This is a genomic window from Streptomyces sp. L2 (assembly GCF_004124325.1).
In the GTDB taxonomy this organism is placed as follows: domain Bacteria; phylum Actinomycetota; class Actinomycetes; order Streptomycetales; family Streptomycetaceae; genus Streptomyces.
This window is the reverse complement of sequence record NZ_QBDT01000001.1, coordinates 455,434-473,862: the sequence shown is the minus strand read 5'-3', so window position 1 is coordinate 473,862 and position 18,429 is coordinate 455,434. Positions and strand designations below refer to the sequence as shown.

Below are 18,429 nucleotides of genomic sequence, written 5' to 3'. Positions count from 1 at the left end.
TGCCGCGCCGCACGCCGGTGAGCGGACCGGCCCGTCGTCCTCCGACTCCTGCCGCGACGGCGCCTGAGCGGCCGTCAGCCGGCCCGAGTCCGACCGCACCACCACGCAGGAGGAGGCGACGCACGTGACCCAGGACCGCGCCGGTGAGGCGGCGGAACGGCTGATGCGCTCGGCGCAGTACTTCTTCCCGGGCGAGCAGTCACCCGACCGGCGGATCCTGTACCGCGAGGGCGGCCGCGCGGCCGAGGAGTTCTACCGCGAACGCTGGCGGCACGACCGCGAGGTCCGCTCCACGCACGGCGTCAACTGCACCGGCTCCTGCTCGTGGAAGGTGTACGTCAAGGACGGCATCATCACCTGGGAGACCCAGGCCACCGACTATCCCTCGGTCGGCCCGGACTCCCCGGAGTACGAGCCCCGAGGCTGCCCCCGCGGCGCCTCCTTCTCCTGGTACACCTACTCGCCCACCCGCATCCGCCACCCCTACGTGCGGGGCCCCCTGCTCCAGCTGTGGCGGCGGGCGAAGGCCGAGCACCCCGACCCGGTGGAGGCCTGGGCGTGGCTGACCGCCGACCCCGAGCGCACCGCGACGTACAAGCGCGCCCGCGGCAAGGGCGGTTTCGTGCGCAGCACCTGGGACGAGGTGGCCGAGCTGATCGCGGCCGCGCAGGTGGACACCGTCAAGCGGTACGGCCCGGACCGGATCGTCGGGTTCTCCCCGATCCCCGCGATGTCGATGACGTCGTACGCGGCCGGCACCCGGTTCCTGTCGATGATCGGCGGCACCATCTCCTCGTTCTACGACTGGTACGCCGACCTGCCGATGGCCTCCCCGCAGGTCTTCGGCGACCAGACCGACGTACCGGAGTCAGGCGACTGGTGGAACGCCGGCTACCTGATCGTGTGGGGCACCAACCTGCCCATCACCCGCACCCCCGACGCCCACTTCATGACCGAGGCCCGCTACAAGGGGCAGAAGGTCGTGGTGGTCTCGCCGGACTACAGCGACCACACCAAGTTCGCCGACGACTGGCTCGCCGCCGCCCCCGGCACCGACGGGGCACTGGCCATGGCGATGGGCCACGTCATTCTCAGCGAGTTCTACCGCGACCGGCAGGTGCCGTACTTCACCGAGTACGCCAAGACCTACACCGACCTGCCGTTCCTGGTCCGGCTGCGCGAGCGGACGGGGGAGAAGGGGACGGCGTACGTCCCGGACAAGTTCCTCACCGCCGCCGACCTGCCCAGCCTGCCCGACCAGTCCGGCCCGCCCGGCCGCGATGACGAGGCGGCCGAGTTCAAGACGGTCCTGCTGGACGCGCGCACCGGCGAACCGGCCGTCCCGAACGGCTCGCTGGGCTTCCGCTGGCCCGGCGAGAAGGACTCCCCGGACCCGCGCTGGAACCTCCGCCTGGACGGCGTCGACCCGCTGCTGTCCCTGCACGGCCGCCCCGACGCGGAGCCGGCGCCCGTGGACCTGCCGCGCTTCGACGCGGGCCCCGGCGAGTCCGGCGGCACGGTCCGGCGCGGTGTGCCGGCCGCGCGGATCGGCGGCCACCTGGTGACCACCGTCTTCGACCTGGTCCTCGCCCAGTACGGCGTCGGCCGCGAGGGACTGCCCGGCGAGTGGCCCATCGGGTACGACGACGCGGCCACGCCCTGCACCCCGGCCTGGCAGGAGACCCTGACCGGCGTGCCGGCCAAGGCGGCGGCCCGGGTCGCGCGGGAGTTCGCCCGCAACGCCGAGCGCACGCACGGCCGCTCGATGATCGCGATGGGCGCCGGCACCAACCACTGGTTCCACTCCGACCAGATCTACCGGGCCTTCCTGTCGCTGGTGATGCTCACCGGCAGCCAGGGCGTCAACGGCGGCGGCTGGGCGCACTACGTCGGCCAGGAGAAGGTACGGCCGCTGACCGGCTGGTTCCACCTCGCGTTCGGCCTGGACTGGCAGCGGCCCACCCGGCACATGGTCGGCACCCCGCTGTTCTGGCTCGCCACCGACCAGTGGCGCTACGAGGCGTTCCCCGCCGACGTCCTCACCAGCCCCCTCGGCCCCGGCACCCTCGCCGGCCGCACCCTGCCGGACTGCAACGCGCTCGCCGCCCGCCTCGGCTGGATGCCCTCCCACCCGGCGTTCGACCGCAACCCGCTGGACCTGTGCGACGAGGCCGAGCGGGCCGGCAAGGACGTCCAGGAGCACATCGTCGAGGAACTGAAGGCGGGCCGGCTGCGGTTCGCCGCCGAGGACCCCGACGACCCGGCCAACTTCCCCCGCGTCCTGCTCATCTGGCGCGCGAACCTGTTCGCGTCGTCGATGAAGGGCCACGAGTACATGTTGCGCCACCTCCTCGGCACCGACGACGCCGTCACCGCCGAGGAGACACCGCCGCACCTGCGCCCGAAGGACGTCACGTGGCGCGAGCGGGCGCCCGTCGGCAAACTCGACCTGTCGGTGGCCGTCGACTTCCGGATGACCAGCACCTGCCTGTTCTCCGACATCGTGCTGCCCGCCGCGACCTGGTACGAGAAGCACGACCTGTCCTCCACCGACATGCACCCCTTCGTGCACGCCTTCAACCCGGCCATCGCGCCGCCCTGGCAGACCCGCAGCGACTTCGACGCCTTCCACACCATCGCCGCCGAGTTCTCCCGGCTCGCGGCCGTCCACCTCGGCACCCGCCGGGACGTGATCGCCGCGCCGCTCGCCCACGACACCCCGGACGAACTGGCCCAGCCGCACGGCCGGGTGCGGGACTGGAAGGCGGGGGAGTGCGAGCCGGTGCCCGGCCGGACCATGCCCAAACTGATCGTGGTGGAACGCGACTACGCGGCCGTCGCCGAGAAGATGGCCGCCGTCGGACCCCTCCTCGACACCCTCGGCACCACCACCAAGGGCCTCACCTGGAAACCCGGCGAGGAGATCGCCTACCTGCGCTCCCGCAACGGCACCGTCCGCGGCGGCGCCGGCGACGGCCGGCCCTCCATCGCCCGCGACGTCCAGTTCTGCGAGGCGATCCTCGCGCTGTCCGGCACCACCAACGGACGGCTCGCGGTCGAGTCGCTGCGCGCCCTGGAGGACCGCACCGGAGTGGAATTGGCCGACCTGGCCGAGGAACGCTCCGGCGACCGGATCACCTTCGAGGACACCCGCACCCAGCCGCGCGCCGTGATCACCTCCGCCGAGTGGTCCGGCACCGAGTCCGGGGGCCGGCGCTACTCGCCGTTCACCGTCAACGTCGAACGGCTCAAACCCTGGCACACCCTCACCGGCCGCCAGCACTTCTTCCTCGACCACGACTGGATGGCCGAGTTCGGCGAACAACTCCCGGTGTACCGGCCGCCGTTGAACGTGCTCGGCCACTTCGGCGACCCGAGCCGCTCGCCCGACGGCCGCCCCGAACTCGTGGTCCGCTACCTGACCCCGCACTCGAAGTGGTCCATCCACTCCGAGTACCAGGAGAACCTGCACATGCTCACCCTGTTCCGCGGCGGTCCGGTGATCTGGATGAGCCCGCTCGACGCGGAACGCATCGGCGTCGCGGACAACGACTGGATCGAGGCGTACAACCGCAACGGCGTCGTAGCCTGCCGGGCCGTCGTCACCCACCGCATGCCCGAGGGCACCGTGTTCATGTACCACACCATGGACCGGCACCTGAACGTGCCGCGCACCGAGACCTCCGGACTGCACGGCGGCGGCGACAACTCCCTCACCCGCCTGCTGGTGAAACCCACCCATCTCATCGGCGGCTACGCCCAGTTCTCGTACGGCTTCAACTACATCGGCCCCACCGGCAACCAGCGCGACGAGGTCACCGTCATCCGGCGGCGCGGACAGGAGGTCCAGTTCTGATGCCCCGTGGTGGAACCACTATCGGACGCTGTATGGCTCAAGTCGCCATGGTCATGAACCTCGACAAGTGCATCGGCTGCCACACCTGCTCGGTGACCTGCAAACAGACCTGGACCAACCGCTCCGGCTCGGAGTACGTCTGGTTCAACAACGTCGAGACGAAGCCCGGTTCCGGCTACCCCCGCCGCTACGAGGACCAGGAGCAGTGGAAGGGCGGCTGGAAACTCGACCGGCACGGCAAGCTGAGGCTGAAGGCCGGCGGGCGGCTGCGCAAGCTCCTCACCCTCTTCTACAACCCCGACCTGCCCTCCCTGGACGACTTCTACGAGCCTTGGACGTACGACTACCAGAGCCTGACCACGGCCCCGCTGTCGGACGCCTTCCCCAGCGCCCGCCCCAAGTCGCAGCTCACCGGCCGGGACATGCGGCCCGTGCGCGGCCCCAACTGGGACGACGACCTCGCCGGCTCCGGCACCCACGCCACCGCCGACCCCAACCTGCGGGGCATGGCGGAGAAGGTGCGCATGGAGTTCGAGCAGGCCTTCATGTTCTACCTGCCGCGGATCTGCGAGCACTGCCTCAACCCGTCCTGCGTCGCCTCCTGCCCCTCGGGCGCCATGTACAAGCGGGCCGAGGACGGCATCGTCCTCGTCGACCAGGACCGGTGCCGGGGCTGGCGGATGTGCGTGAGCGGATGCCCGTACAAGAAGGTGTACTTCAACCACCGCACCGGCAAGGCCGAGAAGTGCACCTTCTGCTACCCGCGCATCGAGGCCGGGCAGCCCACCATCTGCTCCGAGACCTGCGTCGGCCGGCTCCGCCACCTCGGCGTGATGCTCTACGACGCCGACGCCGTCCTTCAGGCCGCCTCCGTCACGGACGAGAAGGACCTGTACGAGGCCCAGCTGTCGGTGTTCCTCGACCCGCACGACCCCGAGGTGCAGGCCGCCGCCGCCCGCGACGGCATCGCCCACGACTGGATCGAGGCCGCGAAGCGCTCCCCGGTGAACGCGCTCATCACGAAGCACAGGGTGGCGCTGCCCCTGCACCCGGAGTACCGCACCATGCCGATGGTCTGGTACGTGCCCCCGCTGTCCCCGGTCGCCGACGCCGTGCACGCCACCGGCTACCACGACGACGACCCGGACCGGATCTTCGCCGCCATCGAATCCCTGCGCATCCCCATGGAGTACCTGGCGAACCTGTTCACCGCCGGCGACACCGCCGTGGTGGAGGGCGTGCTGCGCCGGCTCACCGCGATGCGCGCCCACATGCGCGCCCAGCAGCTCGGCGACCCCGTCGACCACGACCTGCTGGCCTCCGTCGGCACCGACGCCGAGGGGATCGAGGACCTGTACCGGCTGCTCGCCATCGCCAAGTACGACGACCGCTACGTCATCCCGCGCGTCCACGCCGAGGGCACCGGCGCGCTGATGGCACAGCACTGCTCACTCGACTACCCGGGCGGCGGCGCCGACTACGCCGACCACGACCAGGACCAGCTCGGCACCCCACCCCCCACGCTGCCCGGCCTGTCCGCGCCGCACGGCGGCAGCCACTTCCGCGACGACGAGGGCCAGGTCCGCTTCAACCTGCTCGGCTGGGACGGCAGCGGCCGGGCGCCCGGCCTGTTCGGCGAGGAGGGCGCGCAGTGATCCGCCGCCGCATCCGCGCCGCACGCCGTGCGCCCGGCGACAGCCCGCTGCTGCATCGCATCGGGTCGATCCTGCTGCGCTACCCGGACGATACGGTGCTCGGCCGGCTCGACGAGGTGACCGCCGCGCTGCCCGCCCTCGCCGACGCCACCGACCGGGACCGGCTGGCCCGCGTCACGGACGGACTCCGCGCGCTGACCCCGACCGAGGCGGCCCAAGGCTACGTGGAGACCTTCGACCACACCCGCCACCGCAGCCTGCACCTCACCTACTACCGGCACGGCGACACCCGGGCCCGCGGCATGGCGCTGCTGGCCCTCAAGCACGTCTACCGGCAGGCCGGCCACGAACCGCCCGACGCCGAACTGCCCGACTTCCTGCCGCTCGTGCTGGAGTTCGCCTCGCTCGCCCCCGAACCCGGCCGCCGGGTCCTGCTGCAGTGCCAGTCCGGCCTGGAACTGCTGCGCGGCGCCCTGCGCGACCGCGACGACCTCTACGCCCCGGTCCTCGACGCCGTCTGCGGCCGGCTGCCCGCACCGCGCGGACGCGACCGGGACACCCTGCGCCGGCTCGCCACCGAGGGCCCGCCCCGCGAGGAGGTGGGCCTGGAGCCCTTCGCCCCGCCCGAGTACATGGGCGCGGCCCCCACCGCGCGTCCGGGGGCGCCCGCCGCGCCCACCGCACCCCTCCTGCCGACGAACGGAGACGGCGTCAGATGAGTTCCTGGGACCTGTGGTGGTGGGTCATCCTGCCCTACCTCGCCCTCGTCACGTTCGTCGTCGGCCACGTCTGGCGGTGGCGCTACGACCAGTTCGGCTGGACCAGCCGCTCGACCCAGCTCCAGGAGGGCCGGCTGCTGAAGTGGGGCGGCCCGCTGTTCCACTACGGCACCTTCGCCGCCATCGCCGGGCACGTGCTCGGCATCCTGATCCCCGAGTCGTTCACCCGCTGGCTGGGCATCCCCGAGGACACCTACCGCTGGTTCTCCTCGGTCGGCGGCACCGTCGCCGCGCTCGCCGTGATCCTCGGCGTCGCCGTCCTCGCCTTCCGCCGCACCACCGTGCCCCGGGTGCGCGCCACCACCAGCCCCGTCGACTGGCTCGCGCTGATCCTGCTCGCGATCGTCATCGTGCTCGGGATCATCCCCACGATGGGCATCAACCTGTTCGGCGCGGGCTACGACTACCGGCAGAGCGTCGCCCTGTGGTTCCGGGGGCTGTTCGCCGGCAACCCCGACGTGCACGCCATCTCGCACGCCCCGCTGATCTACCAGGTCCACGCCACCGCCGCCTGGGCGATCCTCGCCGTGTGGCCGTTCACCCGGCTCGTGCACGCCTGGAGCGTGCCCGTGTGGTACCTGTGGCGGCCGTTCGTCCTCTACCGCACCCGCGTCCCCGCCCACCCCACCGAGCCCGGCACCAGCGGCCGCCGCTGGCGGCGCATCGGCGTGCGCTACTGACCACCCGCGTTTCCCGTCAGGAGGACTGGACCCCATGCGGAAACTCTCCCTCGACGCGCAGGCCCGCGAGCACCTGGAACGCGCCGCCGCCGCGTCCACCGGGCGCAGCGCCACCACCGTCTACGGCGGTCACGAGCACACCCTGCGGCAGACCCTCCTCGCGCTGACCGCGGGCACCGAGCTGTCCGAGCACGAGAACCCCGGCGAGGCGACCGTGCTGGTGCTGCGCGGACGTGTGCGGCTCACCAGCGGCGACACGTCCTGGGACGGCCGCAGCGGCGACCTCATCGCCGTACCGCCGGCCCGCCACAGCCTCCTGGCGGTCGAGGACGCGGCGATCCTCCTCACCGTCGCCAAGCGCCCCTGAGACGCCCGCCGTTCAGCGGAACAGCACCGCACAGCCCAGCGCGAGCAGGGACAGGACCTTCACGAGTTCCAGCGCCACGTAGTACAGGTGGGCCCGCGAGCGGTTGCGCGCCGGGTCCTCGCCCGCGAGCACGGCGTCGGACCGCCGGTTCAGCCGGGGCCGTACGACGGTGAGCTGACCGGCGAGGACGACCACGGCGACCGCCGTGAGCGCGACGACGGAGGCCGAGGGCCGGGCCGTGGCGACCGCCACGGCCACCACGACGGCGAGGGCCGCCTCGACGAGGTTGAGGGCGCGGAACACCATCCGGCCGATGCCGAGTCCGATGGGGATCGTCACTCCGGGGGCCCGGAACTTCAGCGGCGCCTCCAGGAAGGAGATCGCCAGCACCATGCCGAGCCAGAGGAAGGTGAGGGCGCCCGCCACGGCCGCCGACGTCGCGTTCATCGCTGATGAGGTCTTTCTCGTAGGGGATGTGCCGGATCCGCGGGGCGTCAGGCGACGGGCCAGGTGGCCAGCCGGGCCGCGAACTCCGGGGGCGAGGCGACGACCATCAGCGAGGCCGGTTCGGCGCCGGGATTGGCGAGGCTGACCCGCTCCCCGGTGCCGATGTGCGCCGCCGAGCCGGGTGTCAGGGTGTGCGCCTCCTGGCCGTGCCGCAGCTGCACGGAGCCGGAGAGCGGGATCAGCACGATCTGCGAGGCGCCGTGGTCGTGCTCGGGCATGCCGCCGCCCGCCGGGATCTCCACGTGGACGACGGCGACCTGCTCGGAGGTGGCCGCGGTGGTGAGCGGGGCGGCGGTCGGCCCGCCGGCGAGGGGAGCGCGGAGCCGGGTCGCGGTGGCGCTGTCGGCGACGTACATGGGGATGTTCCTCGTTTCCATGGGGGAGTTGGGGAGAGCGTGGGGCGGGTGAAGGTCTACGCGGCCCGGGTGAGGGCGAGGTGGGCCACGCAGGCGTCCGGTTCCGCGAACGGTTCCAGCCGGGTGGCCTCCACGGGTGCGTCCAGTTCGGCCAGGGCGCCCTGCATCAGGCCCAGGTGCAGCGGGCAGACGACCGTGCCGTACTCCTCGGCGAGTTCCAGGAAGGGGCAGTGCCGCAGCCGGACCCGGCCGGGCGGCACGCCCTCGCCGGCCGGTTCGGGGTCGAAGCCCAGGTCGGCGAGCATGGCGCCGACCCGCTCCACGGCCTCCTCCGGGGTCGGCCGGCGGGACGGCGGCAGGGGCTCGACCAGGTACCGGCCCCAGGCGCGCCCGGCGTCGGTGGCCGCGGCCTCGGTGTCCGGGGCGGCCGAGGCCAGTTGGCCGAGCAGGATCCGGGACAGCAGCCGGTAGCGGCGCACACCGCCCCGGTCCATTCCCGGCCGCGCCGCGAACACCGTACGCGGCCGGCCCGGACCCGACGGCTCCTCGACCGACCGCTCCACGCGGCCCTGCGCCGCGAGCGCGTCGAGGTGGAAGCGCACGGTGTTGGGATGGACGTCGAGCCGGTCCGCGACCTCGGTGACGCCCACGGGGCGGCCGGCGGCCCGCACCGCCTCCAGGACGGCGCGGCGGCGGGGCGAGAGGTGTTCGCCGTCCTGCCGCTCTGTGTTCCCGGTCATGGCCGTCACCCCTGCCGGGCTTGCAGGGGAAGGGCGGAGACCAGCGGGTGGTCGTGCTCGATCAGGCCCAGCTTGGCGGCGCCGCCCGGCGAGCCGAGCGTGTCGAAGAACTCCACGTTCGCACGCGTGTACTCCCGCCACTCCTCGGGCACGTCCTCCTCGTAGAAGATCGCCTCGACCGGGCAGACCGGCTCGCAGGCCCCGCAGTCGACGCATTCGTCCGGGTGGATGTACAGGGACCGCTCGCCCTCGTAGATGCAGTCGACCGGGCACTCCTCCACGCACGCCTTGTCCTTCACATCGACGCACGGCTGGGCGATCACGTAGGTCATGGCGGACTCCTCGTCAGGCCAGGAGGGTTTTTCCAAATAGTACATGTAATAATCGGTGGCGTAGGGACAGGGACGAGAGGAGCACCCCCCGTGGCACCGTCTTCCGACATCCACATCCAGGCGACCGAGACCGACCCCGCCGTCCGGGCCCGGGCCGCGATCCGCGCCGCACACCGGCGCCTGCTGGCCGGCCTCGCCACGTCGATCACGTCCGCGCCGGACCCGGCCGACGCGGCGCGGCCCACCTCGGCCGAGTACTGCACCGGCCCGCTGCGCGCCCACCTGGCCGCCACTGACGCCACGCTGTACGCCGCCGCGTCCGGAGCGGCCGAGACCCGCCTGCTCGTCCGCGCCCTGCGCGCCGCGAGCGCCGCGCTCGGCGAACGTGTCGACGCCCTCGCCGGCGCCGGCGACACCGAGACGGCCACCGCGCTGGCCCGCGGCATCGAGGCGGTCCTGACCGTCCACCTGGCCGTGGAGGAGACCGTGCTGCTGCCCGCGCTCGCCGCGCTGCCCGGTGCCGGCCTGCCCGGACTGGCCGAGGACCTGCAGACCCTCCTCGACGGCGGCACGCTGGAGGCGCCCGAGGTCATCGACGTGCGCGAGATCCCGCACGGGCAGCGGCACCCGAGGATCTTCGGGCGCTACGCCCGGCTCGCCCCCGGCGAGGCCTTCACCCTGGTCAACAACCACGACCCCAAGCCGCTGCGCCGCGAGTTCGAGGCCACCCACCCCGGCGCCCACACCTGGGACTACGTCGAATCGGGCCCCGAGGTCTGGCGCGTGCGGATCGGGAAGGCCGCCGTCGATGCCTGACGCACCCGCCGGCCGCGCCGGCGCACAGACCGTCCCCGGGCCGGGCGCGGCACCGGCCGGTGGCGTCGGCGCTCAGGCCGTCCCCGGGCCGGGTGCCGCACCTGCCGGGCGCGCTGACTCACAGGCCGTCCCCGGGCCGGGCGCCGCACCCGTGCCCGTGCCCCGGCTCCTCTGCGACGTCCAGGCCCTCGCCGCGGTGGGTGCCCCCTCGGCCGGCGCCCGGTGGAAGCTCGCCGAATCGGGGCGGCAGCTCGACGCCAACCTGGTGCACCTGCCGGCCGGCGGCCTGGTCGACACCCACGCCGAACCCGACCTCGACGTCCTCTTCCTGGTCGTCGCCGGACACGGCCGCATGGACACCGCCGACGGCCCGATCGAGCTGGCCGACGGGGCCCTGTGCTGGCTGCCGCACGGCTCGACCCGCCGCATCACCGCCGGCGCCGACGGCCTGAGCTACGTCACCGTCCACCGCCGCCGCCCGGGCATGCGGATCCAATCCCGCCCGCGCTGACACACGAAAAAAGCCGAAGACAGGCGCCGTACGCCGGCGGGCAGGCCCGTGGACGACGACGCGCGAGGAGGTGCCCGAAAGTGACCATCACCGCCACGTCCCGCATGAGCAGGACGCTTCCCGTGGAGTACCGGAGCAGGCTCATGAGCCTCGCCCGGGACGTGTCCTTCCCGCAGAGCGCCCGCCTCTTCGAGGAGGGCGCCCACGCGGACCGCTTCTGGGTCGTCCGATCCGGCGCGGTCGCCCTCGACATGCGCGTCCCGGGCCGCCGCCCGGTCGTCATCGAGACCCTGGGCTTCGGCGAACTCGTCGGCTGCTCCTGGCTGTTCCCGCCGGGTTACTGGACCCTGGGCGCCGAGGCGATGAGCCCCGTACGGGCCTACGAGTTCGACGCGGCCGCCGTACGGGAGATGTGCCGGGCCGAGCCGGCACTGGGCGCGCTGATCACCTACTGGGCCGGTCAGGTCCTCGCCCACCGGCTCCAGGCCACCCGGGTCCGCCTGCTGGACCTCTTCGGGCCGTACGGCAGCGGCCACGCGGCATGACGGCGCCCGGCGCGACCGGCCGGGCTCAGCCGTTGCCGGTCCGGTCGACCACGGCGGTCTTGGAGTACCCGTGCTGCCAGGCGGCCTTCGCCCCGGAGTCGCCGATCCGGTACACGTCCACGACCGCGCCCGCGGCCACCCCGACGCAGAGCACCGCCGTCACGACGCGGAGCGGCAGCGAGTACCGCGCCGGGACGGAGGCCGTTCCCGCACCGGCGGTCCCCGCACCGGTGGTCCCGGCGCCGTTGGCCGCCCGGCGGGTCGTCCACCAGAGCACCGCCGCCAGCACGAACAGGCCCCCCGCCCACGGGAGGAGCCCGTCGCCCAGCTCGGCGTGCCGGCGGACCAGGGCGTCGCTGCCGACGTGCGCCTCCAGCCACTCCCCGGCGTGCGTGGCGAGGGGAACGCTCGCCAGCGTCACCAGGGCCAGCAGCGGCAGCACGATCCCCATGCGGCGGGCCGCGCCCGGCCATATCGCGCCGGCCACGAGCGCCAGCGCGGTCAGCGGCACGAGGACGACCACGAAGTGCACGAACAGGACATGGGCCGGCAGACCGCCGACCACGGTGAGGCTCATCGGGCGTTCCTCCAGAAGGCGACCACGGAAGCCGGCCGGGCACGGCGTGGCGTCCCGGCCGGTGGGGCGCGTCAGCCTCGCACGGCAATCTCTGAGGATCTTCTGAACGGCCGGGCGTCGCGGGCCGCGGCCCGGCCGCCCCGGGCCGTGAGGGCTCCGGCCAGGCGGAACCGGCGGCCCGGCGCGCACCATGGGAGAAGCGAGCGGTGCAGTCAGCGAAGGGAGACCGGCATCATGGTCTGGGCATCATGGACGACCCGCGGCGTCTTCACCGGGCACGGAGGGGCCCGTACCGACGAGGCGGGGATCGTGGCGGGCGACCTGACCGTCCACACCACCTGGGACGGCCGTGAGGCCGACGTGACGGTCCAGTACACCGGCACCTCCGAGTGGTTCACCCTCACGGGAAGCCCGGTGCCCTGCCACTCCGAGCGGCGGAGCCGCGATCTGCACCAGTCGGCGGTGGCCGCCGTCAGGGCGGGCGGCGGAGCCGTCCTCGCCGCCGTACCGTCCCGGCAGACCGCCCACGAGACGGGCTGACCGCCCGCGCCGCCGGCTCACCCGGTGCGTCCGCGCCCTCAGCCGGTCCCGGCCCCCGTCCCGCGCCGTGCGCGAGCCCGGTACCCGTCCAGGACGTCCTGGCGCAGCAGGAGACCGAAGCCGGCCGACTCCAGCCGCAGCCCCAGCTGCGCCTCCTCGATGCCGAGGCCGGCCGCCGTGTCCGCCAGGTGCCAGTCGTGCGCGGCGAGCCTGTTGAGGAGGTGCCCGCGGCGGACCTGGCCCTCCGAGAGGCGGAACGTCTTGAGGTAGGCGATCCTGCCCGCCTCGTCGCGGACGGCCTCCCCGATGTGGTTCTCCCGTCCGGGCCGGAACCCCGGCAGGAAACGTGACAGCGTGAAGCGTCCCATCCGGTACACCCGCTGCCACGTGTACGCCTCCTCCAGCAGCCCGGCCGCCATGGTCGTGTCGTGGAACCGCGTCCAGGCGTCCTCCTGCTCGCGGACCGCCTCGCGCAGGTCGCACAGCGAGCGGACCCAGTCGTCCGGGACACGCGCCCGGAAGTCCGGCACGGGCGGCATGAGCGTGGCGTAGTGGTGGATGAGTTCGCCGTACAGGTCCCGCAGGAGCGTCGCGTGCAGGGCGCGGTAGTCGTCGGGATGCGGCACCGCGAACGCGGCGGCGAGCGCGTCGGCGACGTACACCAGGACACCGCACTGACCGGGGTGGATCTCGAAGACGCGCAGGGCGTCGGCGAGTCCGCGCACGTCGGCACCCGTGTACGCCTCCTCGACGCGCGGGGAGAGCCCCCGGCGGACCGCCCGCCGCGACCACTCCTCCCAGACGACCGACGGGCCGCCGAAGTGCAGCGCCAGATAGCCCTCCAGCGCCAGGTGCAGGGGCAGGAAGCGCAGCCGGTCCCGGGCCTCGCGGCGGGCCGCCCGCCGGTGGAAGCGCAGGCCCATGGTGGCGGTGGGCGCCGCGTCGCCGTCGGCGGACAGCTGGGTGCCGTAGGCGGCCGCGGGCGTGCCGTCGCGGGTCCATGTCGCGACGAACCCGTGCGGGACGTACGAGACGTAGGCGTGCCGGCGGCCGACGTCGACCAGGCCGGCCGCGTCGCCGTAGAGCCGCGCGCCCAGGCGGAGGTCCTCGACGGGTTCGTCCCGCGCGAGCGGCACCAGCCGTACGGCACCCCACACCTGGGAGGGCCGGACGGCGAGGCCGGTCAGGTCCAGGGCGGTCATCGCGCCCGCTCCTGACGTCGTACGCCCGGCATCCGCTCCGCACGGGAGTCCAGGTAGGCCATCAGCTCGGGCAGGCCGGTCCCGCCCTCCGCGAACCGGGCGAGTTCCACCAGCGCGGGCAGGTCCTCGGCGTCCCGGATGCCGGCGGTGGGTACGGTCGCGGACAGCCGGCGCACGTCGAAGCCGTCCGCGTCGTACACCGGATTGAGATGCACGACGGCGGTACGGCGGCCGGGATCGAGCCGGGTCCGCCAGACGCGCAGCACCTCGCCGGCCAGCCCGGGAGGCGCGTTGTCCCACCCGTCGGAGAGGATCACCAGCCTGGACGGGGCGGTGTCCAGCGCGTCCAGGATCCGCCGGCCCAGCGGCGTCGGCCCGTACGGACGGGCCGTCAGCGCATCGGTCCGGCCGGACGTCCACAGCCCCGTGTAGTGGCCGGCCAGCGCCGCGAGCAGATAGTGGCAGGCCAGGGCGACGGCCAGCGGCCGGCGGCGCTTGTGCGCCGAACCCGACGCGGACCAGCTGTCGTCCAGTACGGCGGTCACCCGACCCCAGCCGCCCCGGTGGGCACCGGCCACCCGGCCGGCGGCCGCTCGCAGCGCCCGGGTCAACTCGGCACGCCTCTCCCGGCGTTCGTCGACCGGCAGCGACAGCACATAGGCCGCCAGCCGGGTCAGCGGCATCCCGGTCAGGTCCGTGGGGACGCCGGTCGCCCCGCGGGCTCGCGCGGACTTCTGTAGTCGCAGGGTCTCCAGACGGGTCAGCCGCGGCGCCATGCGCTCCAGGAAGGCGCCCCGGGGGACGCCGTGCCGGGCGGCGAAGCCCTCGGCCACCGTGTACGGCAGCTCGTACAGGGCGCCCTGCTCGTGGTGCGCCCGGCGCCACGCCTCCAGCAGGGGTGCCGCATAGTGCGGGCGGGAGTGCGGCGCGAACAGGAACGCGCCCAGCTCCTCGGTGGCCGGGGGCAGGTGCGTGTGGCGCAGGACCCCCTTGAGGCCGCTGCGGTACTTCACCGCGTCGAACGCCGGGTCGGGGCGGGCGGCCAGCCAGTCCCGCATGATGGCGCGGCTGCGGCGGTTGTTCACCCCCGCCCGGCGCAGGGCACCGAACAGCGCGTACACACGCTGGGGCGGCAGCGCCGCGAGCCGGGCCGCGATCAGACGGCCCTCGCGGCGGCGCTGCCCGGCCGTGGCCTCACCGGCGGTCTCCAGGAGCCGCCGGACGATCAGGGCCGCGTGGTGGTCGTTGATGTCGAGCGCGAGGGTCCCGGCGTACAGGTCACGGTAGTTGCCGAGCATGTACGTGTGGAGGAAGTCCAGGGACAGCCGCTGTTCGTCCGCGTCGCTGTGGAACTCGCGCTGCCCGGTCGAGGTGATCGCCGCGTTCACGAACAGCAGCACGTCCTCGGCCGCGATCAGGTCCCCGTACGATTCCATCCCGCTCTCCCCCCAAGACATGGACGCCGGCCGGGGAATGGGGGCACGAGCTGCGAATCATCGCTTCATAGGCACGTTCCGGAAGTCGCACCGGAGTCCCGCGGCCGGCCCGAGGACCGTAACAGTGCAGGCCACAACCCCTCCACGGAATATCCTTGAACGAAGCCGGGCTTGTCCGGTCGCATCCGGGTACGCACCCTGCACGGGGGGACGGCACCGGACCGGCGGGGCGCACATATTTTTGAAGCATGCTTTACACAACGTGCGCAACTACGGCGCACACCGGTGTTGTCTGACAGGAAGCCGGGCCCGTCAGGGGCCGAGGAACGAGAGAGCGGGGCAGGGCGTGGGACGGCGCAAGGGCGGCATACGGATCGCACTCGTCACAGGTGCGATGCTGGTGGGGGCGACCGCCTGCGGCGGAGGCGGCAGTGACAAGGCGAGCGGGAGCGGGAGCGACGCGAAGCCGTCGGGCAAGCCGAGCGTGAGTGCCTCTCCGTCACCGAAGAAGCCGGCGGGTCCGCCGATGCTGCTGGAGACGATCACCCCCCAGACGGGGACCACCGTCGGCGTGGCCATGCCGATCTCGGTGGTCTTCTCCAACCCGGTGGCGGCCAAGGCGCGGGCCACGGTGGAGAAGCACATGAAGGTGAGCGCCTCGCAGCCGGTGGAGGGCGCCTGGCACTGGTTCGGCGACAAGCGCGCCGACTGGCGGCCGAAGGACTACTGGCCCTCCGGTACGAAGGTCAAGCTCGACGCCGACCTGACCGGTGTCGGCAACGGCAATGGACGCTACGGCGTGCACGGCTACACCCACACCTTCACCGTCGGCGACGACGTCCGCGCGGACGTCTCGGTGACCGGTCACACCATGAAGGTGACCCGCAACGGCAAGGCGGTGCGCACTCTCTCCATCAACGCGGGCAGCCCCCAGTACCCGACGTGGAACGGCACGATGGCCGTCATCGACAAGCAGGAGAAGGTCCACATGACCTCCTGCAGCGTCGGCATCAGCTGCGACAAGGGCAGCCCCAACTACTACGACCTGACGCTGCCCTGGGACGTCCACCTCACCCAGTCCGGCACCTATGTGCACTACTCGACCGGCGACCCCAACCCGGGCAGCGGCAGCGCCCGCGGCTCGCACGGCTGCGTCCACCTGTCCCTGTCGGACGCCAAGTGGTTCTACGGCCAGGTCAAGCAGGGCGACCCGGTCACCATCACCGGCTCCAGCCGCGCCAAGGCCTCGGCCGACAACGGCTACGCCGACTTCAACCTCGGCTGGGACCAGTGGCTCGCCGGCAGCGGCTCCGGGGAGGGGACGACCGGCACGCTGTGACCGCGGCGACGGCGGCGCCGGCCGGCGCCGCCGTCACCCCGCCCGTGCCGCCTACGCTTCCCCGGCCGGCCGGAACACGTTGATCTGCACCCCCGTCTTCCCGACGGCCGAGGACACCAGTTCCCAGGTCCGCTTCTCCCCGTCCTCGGGGAAGACCGACTTGCCGCCGCCGAGCAGCACCGGCATGACGACAAGCTGCAACTCGTCCACGAGCCCCGCCGCCAGCAGGGCCCGCACCAGCGTGGGGCTCCCCATCACCGCCAGGTCCCCGCCCTCGGCCGCACGCAGCTCGCGCACCCTGTCCAGAGACTCGGCCACCGGGACGCGCACGGAGTTGTCCCACGTCAGGCCGGAGTCGCCGAGCGTGTCCGAGACGACGTACTTCCGCAGGGAGTTCAGCCGGTCGGCGAACGGGTCCCCGGCCCGCTCCGGCCAGGCCGCGGCCATGGTCTGGTACGTACGGCGGCCGTAGAGCAGCGCCGAGGCCTGCTCCAGTCCGGCGGCGAAGGCCCCGCCCACCACCTCCGGGTCGAAGAACGGATGCGACCAGCCGCCGTGCGCGAACCCGCCGTCGGTGTCCTCCTCGGGCCCGCCGGGCGCCTGCACGACTCCGTCGAGGCTGATGAACTCGGTGACGACAAGACGCATGTGATGCTCCCTGGGTAACGCCCGGCCCGCCGCGGGCCGGCCACTCGCTTCGTACGGGACTGTAGACGGACCGGACGCCAGAAACTCATCGCATCCGGGTCGTCGCCCGCCACTGCCCGTCGCCGCGCTCAGAGCCGGGCGACGACCAGGGCAACGTCGTCCCTGCCCCCGCCGGCCACCCCGAGACGGGCCAGCACCGTGTCGGCGAGCTGTTCGGCCCCCAGACCGGCGCACTCGGCGAGCACGCCGGTCAGGCGTTCCAGGCCCGCGTCGATGTCCTCGTCACGGCGCTCGACGAGCCCGTCGGTGTACAGCACCAGGGTGCCGCCGGGCTGGTAGTGCACGCTGGCCTGCGGACGGGGCACGTGCTGCGGCCGCGCGCCCAGCGGCGGGTCGGTCGCCTGGTCCAGGAGCTCCGTCCGCCCGTCGGGATGGACCAGGACCGGCGGCGGGTGCCCGGCACTGCTGTAGATGATCATCCGGCTGCGCCGGTCGACGATCGCCTTGACCGCCGTCGTACCCAGCGCGCCCTCGATCGAGCGGGCGTACAGACCGAGGACCTCCAGCGCCTGCGCGGGGCGTTCCAGGGCGCGGATGGCCGCCGACAGGGCACTGCGCAGCATGCCCATGACCGCGGCGGCCTCCAGACCGTGGCCGATGACGTCCCCGACGGCCAGCCCCAGCCGGTCCGGGGGGATGTCGACCACGTCGTACCAGTCGCCGCACACGTTCAGCGAACCCACCGCCGGCAGGTAGCGCACCACCACGTCCTGCGGGTGGTGGGCCAGGTCCGGGGCGTGCAGCATGGCCTCCTGGAGGGTGACGGCGACCTCGCGTTCGCGGGTGTGGGCCTTGCGCAGCTCGTCGTTCAGCCGCTGCAGCTCCCGCGCCCGCGCGTACAACTCCGCCTCCAGCGACTCGGTCACCTCCAGCCCCTTGCCGACGAGCGGGCCGGCGGGGTTCGCGGCCCGGTGGGCCTTGACGAACGCGGTCACGTCCTCCACCCGGTGGATGATCCACGCCACCTCGCCGGCCACGCCCGGCACGGGGGTGTTCACGGGGGACCACCAGCGTTCCTCGAAGGTTCCGGGCCGGCTCATGACCGGGATGTCGTACTTCTGCAACGCCATGGTGTCCGGCCTGCCGGTGGTCAGGACCCGGTGCAGGGACGCGCTCAGATTCCGCACCCCGTCGGCGTCCGGGTCCCCGGGGTTGTCGGGGAACGCCTGGAAGACGTGCCGGCCCACCAGGTCGTCGCGCGTCCGGCCGGTCGCCTCCAGGTAGGCGCGGTTGACGTCCACGATCACGAGATCCGGGCCCAGCACCAGATAGGGGCTGGGCGTGGCGGCGAACAGGGCCGCGTGGTCCACCCGTGCTGCCATCTCGCCACTCCTTGCGCCCGTAGCGGCTGGTCACTGCCTTCAACCTAGGCGCCACGGGCCGTACCCGCCTGGCCGGCCGCGGCCGACCGGACATTCCCCGCGCCCCGGCGTTTGTGCCGGGGCTGCCGCTGGCTGATCCTTGAAGGGAGTGGGCGGCCCCG

General features: G+C 73.2%; 19 protein-coding genes. 10 read left to right on the top strand and 9 right to left on the bottom strand.

Going from position 1 to position 18,429, the window contains the following annotated elements:
* The first annotated feature begins 163 nt into the window (after positions 1-163).
* The 5 genes from DBP14_RS02145 to DBP14_RS02125 are packed head-to-tail and all read left to right on the top strand — an operon-like array spanning position 164 to position 7,337.
* The gene (locus DBP14_RS02145; RefSeq protein ID WP_129311631.1) at positions 164-3,856 is read left to right on the top strand and encodes a nitrate reductase subunit alpha; all 3,693 of its coding nucleotides are present in this window, start codon (positions 164-166) and stop codon (positions 3,854-3,856) included.
* A gap of 32 nt (positions 3,857-3,888) precedes the next feature.
* Positions 3,889-5,511 carry a nitrate reductase subunit beta gene (gene narH / locus DBP14_RS02140; protein WP_129305347.1) on the top strand — a complete coding sequence of 541 codons (1,623 nt, stop codon included), beginning with the start codon at positions 3,889-3,891 and terminating at the stop codon, positions 5,509-5,511.
* Positions 5,508-6,230 (top strand): nitrate reductase molybdenum cofactor assembly chaperone, encoded by a 723-nt coding sequence (gene narJ, locus DBP14_RS02135; RefSeq protein ID WP_241740771.1) that lies wholly within the window; start codon positions 5,508-5,510, stop codon positions 6,228-6,230. The genes narH and narJ overlap by 4 nt, the downstream gene beginning before the upstream one ends.
* The gene (gene narI / locus DBP14_RS02130) at positions 6,227-6,970 is read left to right on the top strand and encodes a respiratory nitrate reductase subunit gamma (protein ID WP_129305346.1); all 744 of its coding nucleotides are present in this window, start codon (positions 6,227-6,229) and stop codon (positions 6,968-6,970) included. The genes narJ and narI overlap by 4 nt, the downstream gene beginning before the upstream one ends.
* A 34-nt stretch (positions 6,971-7,004) precedes the next feature.
* The gene (locus tag DBP14_RS02125) at positions 7,005-7,337 is read left to right on the top strand and encodes a cupin domain-containing protein (RefSeq protein WP_129305345.1); all 333 of its coding nucleotides are present in this window, start codon (positions 7,005-7,007) and stop codon (positions 7,335-7,337) included.
* A gap of 12 nt (positions 7,338-7,349) precedes the next feature.
* Here DBP14_RS02125 and DBP14_RS02120 read toward each other — a convergent pair whose 3' ends face one another.
* From DBP14_RS02120 to fdxA, 4 genes are read right to left on the bottom strand one after another with little or no spacing between them, the layout of a single operon-like run.
* Entirely contained in the window at positions 7,350-7,784 is a 435-nt protein-coding gene (locus tag DBP14_RS02120; RefSeq protein ID WP_129305344.1) for a hypothetical protein, read from the bottom strand.
* 47 nt (positions 7,785-7,831) lie between these two features.
* Positions 7,832-8,200 carry a cupin domain-containing protein gene (locus tag DBP14_RS02115; RefSeq protein ID WP_129305343.1) on the bottom strand — a complete coding sequence of 123 codons (369 nt, stop codon included), beginning with the start codon at positions 8,198-8,200 and terminating at the stop codon, positions 7,832-7,834.
* A 56-nt stretch (positions 8,201-8,256) separates the two neighbouring features.
* Positions 8,257-8,940, bottom strand: coding sequence for a helix-turn-helix domain-containing protein (locus DBP14_RS02110; protein ID WP_129305342.1), 684 nt, complete (start codon positions 8,938-8,940; stop codon positions 8,257-8,259).
* Between the two features lie 5 nt (positions 8,941-8,945).
* The gene (fdxA, locus tag DBP14_RS02105; RefSeq protein WP_129305341.1) at positions 8,946-9,272 is read right to left on the bottom strand and encodes a ferredoxin; all 327 of its coding nucleotides are present in this window, start codon (positions 9,270-9,272) and stop codon (positions 8,946-8,948) included.
* 90 nt (positions 9,273-9,362) lie between these two features.
* Between fdxA and DBP14_RS02100 the strand changes: the two genes are divergently transcribed.
* From DBP14_RS02100 to DBP14_RS02090, 3 genes are all read left to right on the top strand, one after another.
* Entirely contained in the window at positions 9,363-10,088 is a 726-nt protein-coding gene (locus DBP14_RS02100; protein WP_129305340.1) for a DUF2249 domain-containing protein, read from the top strand.
* Between the two features lie 151 nt (positions 10,089-10,239).
* Positions 10,240-10,599: a hypothetical protein gene (locus DBP14_RS02095; RefSeq protein WP_129311629.1), complete on the top strand. Its 360-nt coding sequence runs from the start codon at positions 10,240-10,242 to the stop codon at positions 10,597-10,599.
* Between the two features lie 80 nt (positions 10,600-10,679).
* Entirely contained in the window at positions 10,680-11,144 is a 465-nt protein-coding gene (locus DBP14_RS02090; protein WP_129305339.1) for a cyclic nucleotide-binding domain-containing protein, read from the top strand.
* Between the two features lie 25 nt (positions 11,145-11,169).
* Here DBP14_RS02090 and DBP14_RS02085 read toward each other — a convergent pair whose 3' ends face one another.
* Entirely contained in the window at positions 11,170-11,721 is a 552-nt protein-coding gene (locus DBP14_RS02085) for a DUF2231 domain-containing protein (RefSeq protein ID WP_129305338.1), read from the bottom strand.
* Between the two features lie 234 nt (positions 11,722-11,955).
* On the opposite strand from DBP14_RS02085, the gene DBP14_RS02080 reads away from it, so the two are divergent.
* Complete coding sequence (locus DBP14_RS02080) at positions 11,956-12,261, top strand: hypothetical protein (RefSeq protein WP_129305337.1); 306 nt, start codon at positions 11,956-11,958, stop codon at positions 12,259-12,261.
* Between the two features lie 38 nt (positions 12,262-12,299).
* On the opposite strand, the gene DBP14_RS02075 is transcribed toward DBP14_RS02080, so the two are convergent.
* Entirely contained in the window at positions 12,300-13,463 is a 1,164-nt protein-coding gene (locus DBP14_RS02075; protein ID WP_129305336.1) for a hypothetical protein, read from the bottom strand.
* Entirely contained in the window at positions 13,460-14,899 is a 1,440-nt protein-coding gene (locus DBP14_RS02070) for a hypothetical protein (protein ID WP_129305335.1), read from the bottom strand. Before DBP14_RS02070 ends, DBP14_RS02075 begins: the two co-directional genes overlap by 4 nt.
* A 346-nt stretch (positions 14,900-15,245) precedes the next feature.
* Here DBP14_RS02070 and DBP14_RS02065 point away from each other — a divergent pair, with 346 nt between their 5' ends.
* Positions 15,246-16,238 carry a L,D-transpeptidase gene (locus DBP14_RS02065; protein WP_241740770.1) on the top strand — a complete coding sequence of 331 codons (993 nt, stop codon included), beginning with the start codon at positions 15,246-15,248 and terminating at the stop codon, positions 16,236-16,238.
* 51 nt (positions 16,239-16,289) lie between these two features.
* On the opposite strand, the gene DBP14_RS02060 is transcribed toward DBP14_RS02065, so the two are convergent.
* Positions 16,290-16,886, bottom strand: a complete 597-nt coding sequence (locus tag DBP14_RS02060) for a dihydrofolate reductase family protein (RefSeq protein ID WP_129305334.1) — start codon at positions 16,884-16,886, stop codon at positions 16,290-16,292.
* Positions 16,887-17,014: 128 nt separating this feature from the next.
* Positions 17,015-18,268 carry a SpoIIE family protein phosphatase gene (locus DBP14_RS02055; protein WP_129305333.1) on the bottom strand — a complete coding sequence of 418 codons (1,254 nt, stop codon included), beginning with the start codon at positions 18,266-18,268 and terminating at the stop codon, positions 17,015-17,017.
* Positions 18,269-18,429: the final 161 nt, after the last annotated feature.

What these genes read in the sequence shown, in the direction of transcription:
- DBP14_RS02070 (WP_129305335.1), bottom strand. Translation starts at nt 14,899, where the DNA reads ATGGAATCGTACGGGGACCTGATCGCGGCCGAGGACGTGCTGCTGTTC.
- DBP14_RS02125 (WP_129305345.1), top strand. Translation starts at nt 7,005, where the DNA reads ATGCGGAAACTCTCCCTCGACGCGCAGGCCCGCGAGCACCTGGAACGC.
- DBP14_RS02060 (WP_129305334.1), bottom strand. Translation starts at nt 16,886, where the DNA reads ATGCGTCTTGTCGTCACCGAGTTCATCAGCCTCGACGGAGTCGTGCAG.
- DBP14_RS02145 (WP_129311631.1), top strand. Translation starts at nt 164, where the DNA reads ATGCGCTCGGCGCAGTACTTCTTCCCGGGCGAGCAGTCACCCGACCGG.
- DBP14_RS02075 (WP_129305336.1), bottom strand. Translation starts at nt 13,463, where the DNA reads ATGACCGCCCTGGACCTGACCGGCCTCGCCGTCCGGCCCTCCCAGGTG.
- DBP14_RS02110 (WP_129305342.1), bottom strand. Translation starts at nt 8,940, where the DNA reads ATGACCGGGAACACAGAGCGGCAGGACGGCGAACACCTCTCGCCCCGC.
- narI (WP_129305346.1), top strand. Translation starts at nt 6,227, where the DNA reads ATGAGTTCCTGGGACCTGTGGTGGTGGGTCATCCTGCCCTACCTCGCC.
- DBP14_RS02120 (WP_129305344.1), bottom strand. Translation starts at nt 7,784, where the DNA reads ATGAACGCGACGTCGGCGGCCGTGGCGGGCGCCCTCACCTTCCTCTGG.
- DBP14_RS02080 (WP_129305337.1), top strand. Translation starts at nt 11,956, where the DNA reads ATGGTCTGGGCATCATGGACGACCCGCGGCGTCTTCACCGGGCACGGA.
- fdxA (WP_129305341.1), bottom strand. Translation starts at nt 9,272, where the DNA reads ATGACCTACGTGATCGCCCAGCCGTGCGTCGATGTGAAGGACAAGGCG.
- DBP14_RS02085 (WP_129305338.1), bottom strand. Translation starts at nt 11,721, where the DNA reads ATGAGCCTCACCGTGGTCGGCGGTCTGCCGGCCCATGTCCTGTTCGTG.
- narH (WP_129305347.1), top strand. Translation starts at nt 3,889, where the DNA reads ATGGCTCAAGTCGCCATGGTCATGAACCTCGACAAGTGCATCGGCTGC.
- DBP14_RS02115 (WP_129305343.1), bottom strand. Translation starts at nt 8,200, where the DNA reads ATGTACGTCGCCGACAGCGCCACCGCGACCCGGCTCCGCGCTCCCCTC.
- DBP14_RS02055 (WP_129305333.1), bottom strand. Translation starts at nt 18,268, where the DNA reads ATGGCAGCACGGGTGGACCACGCGGCCCTGTTCGCCGCCACGCCCAGC.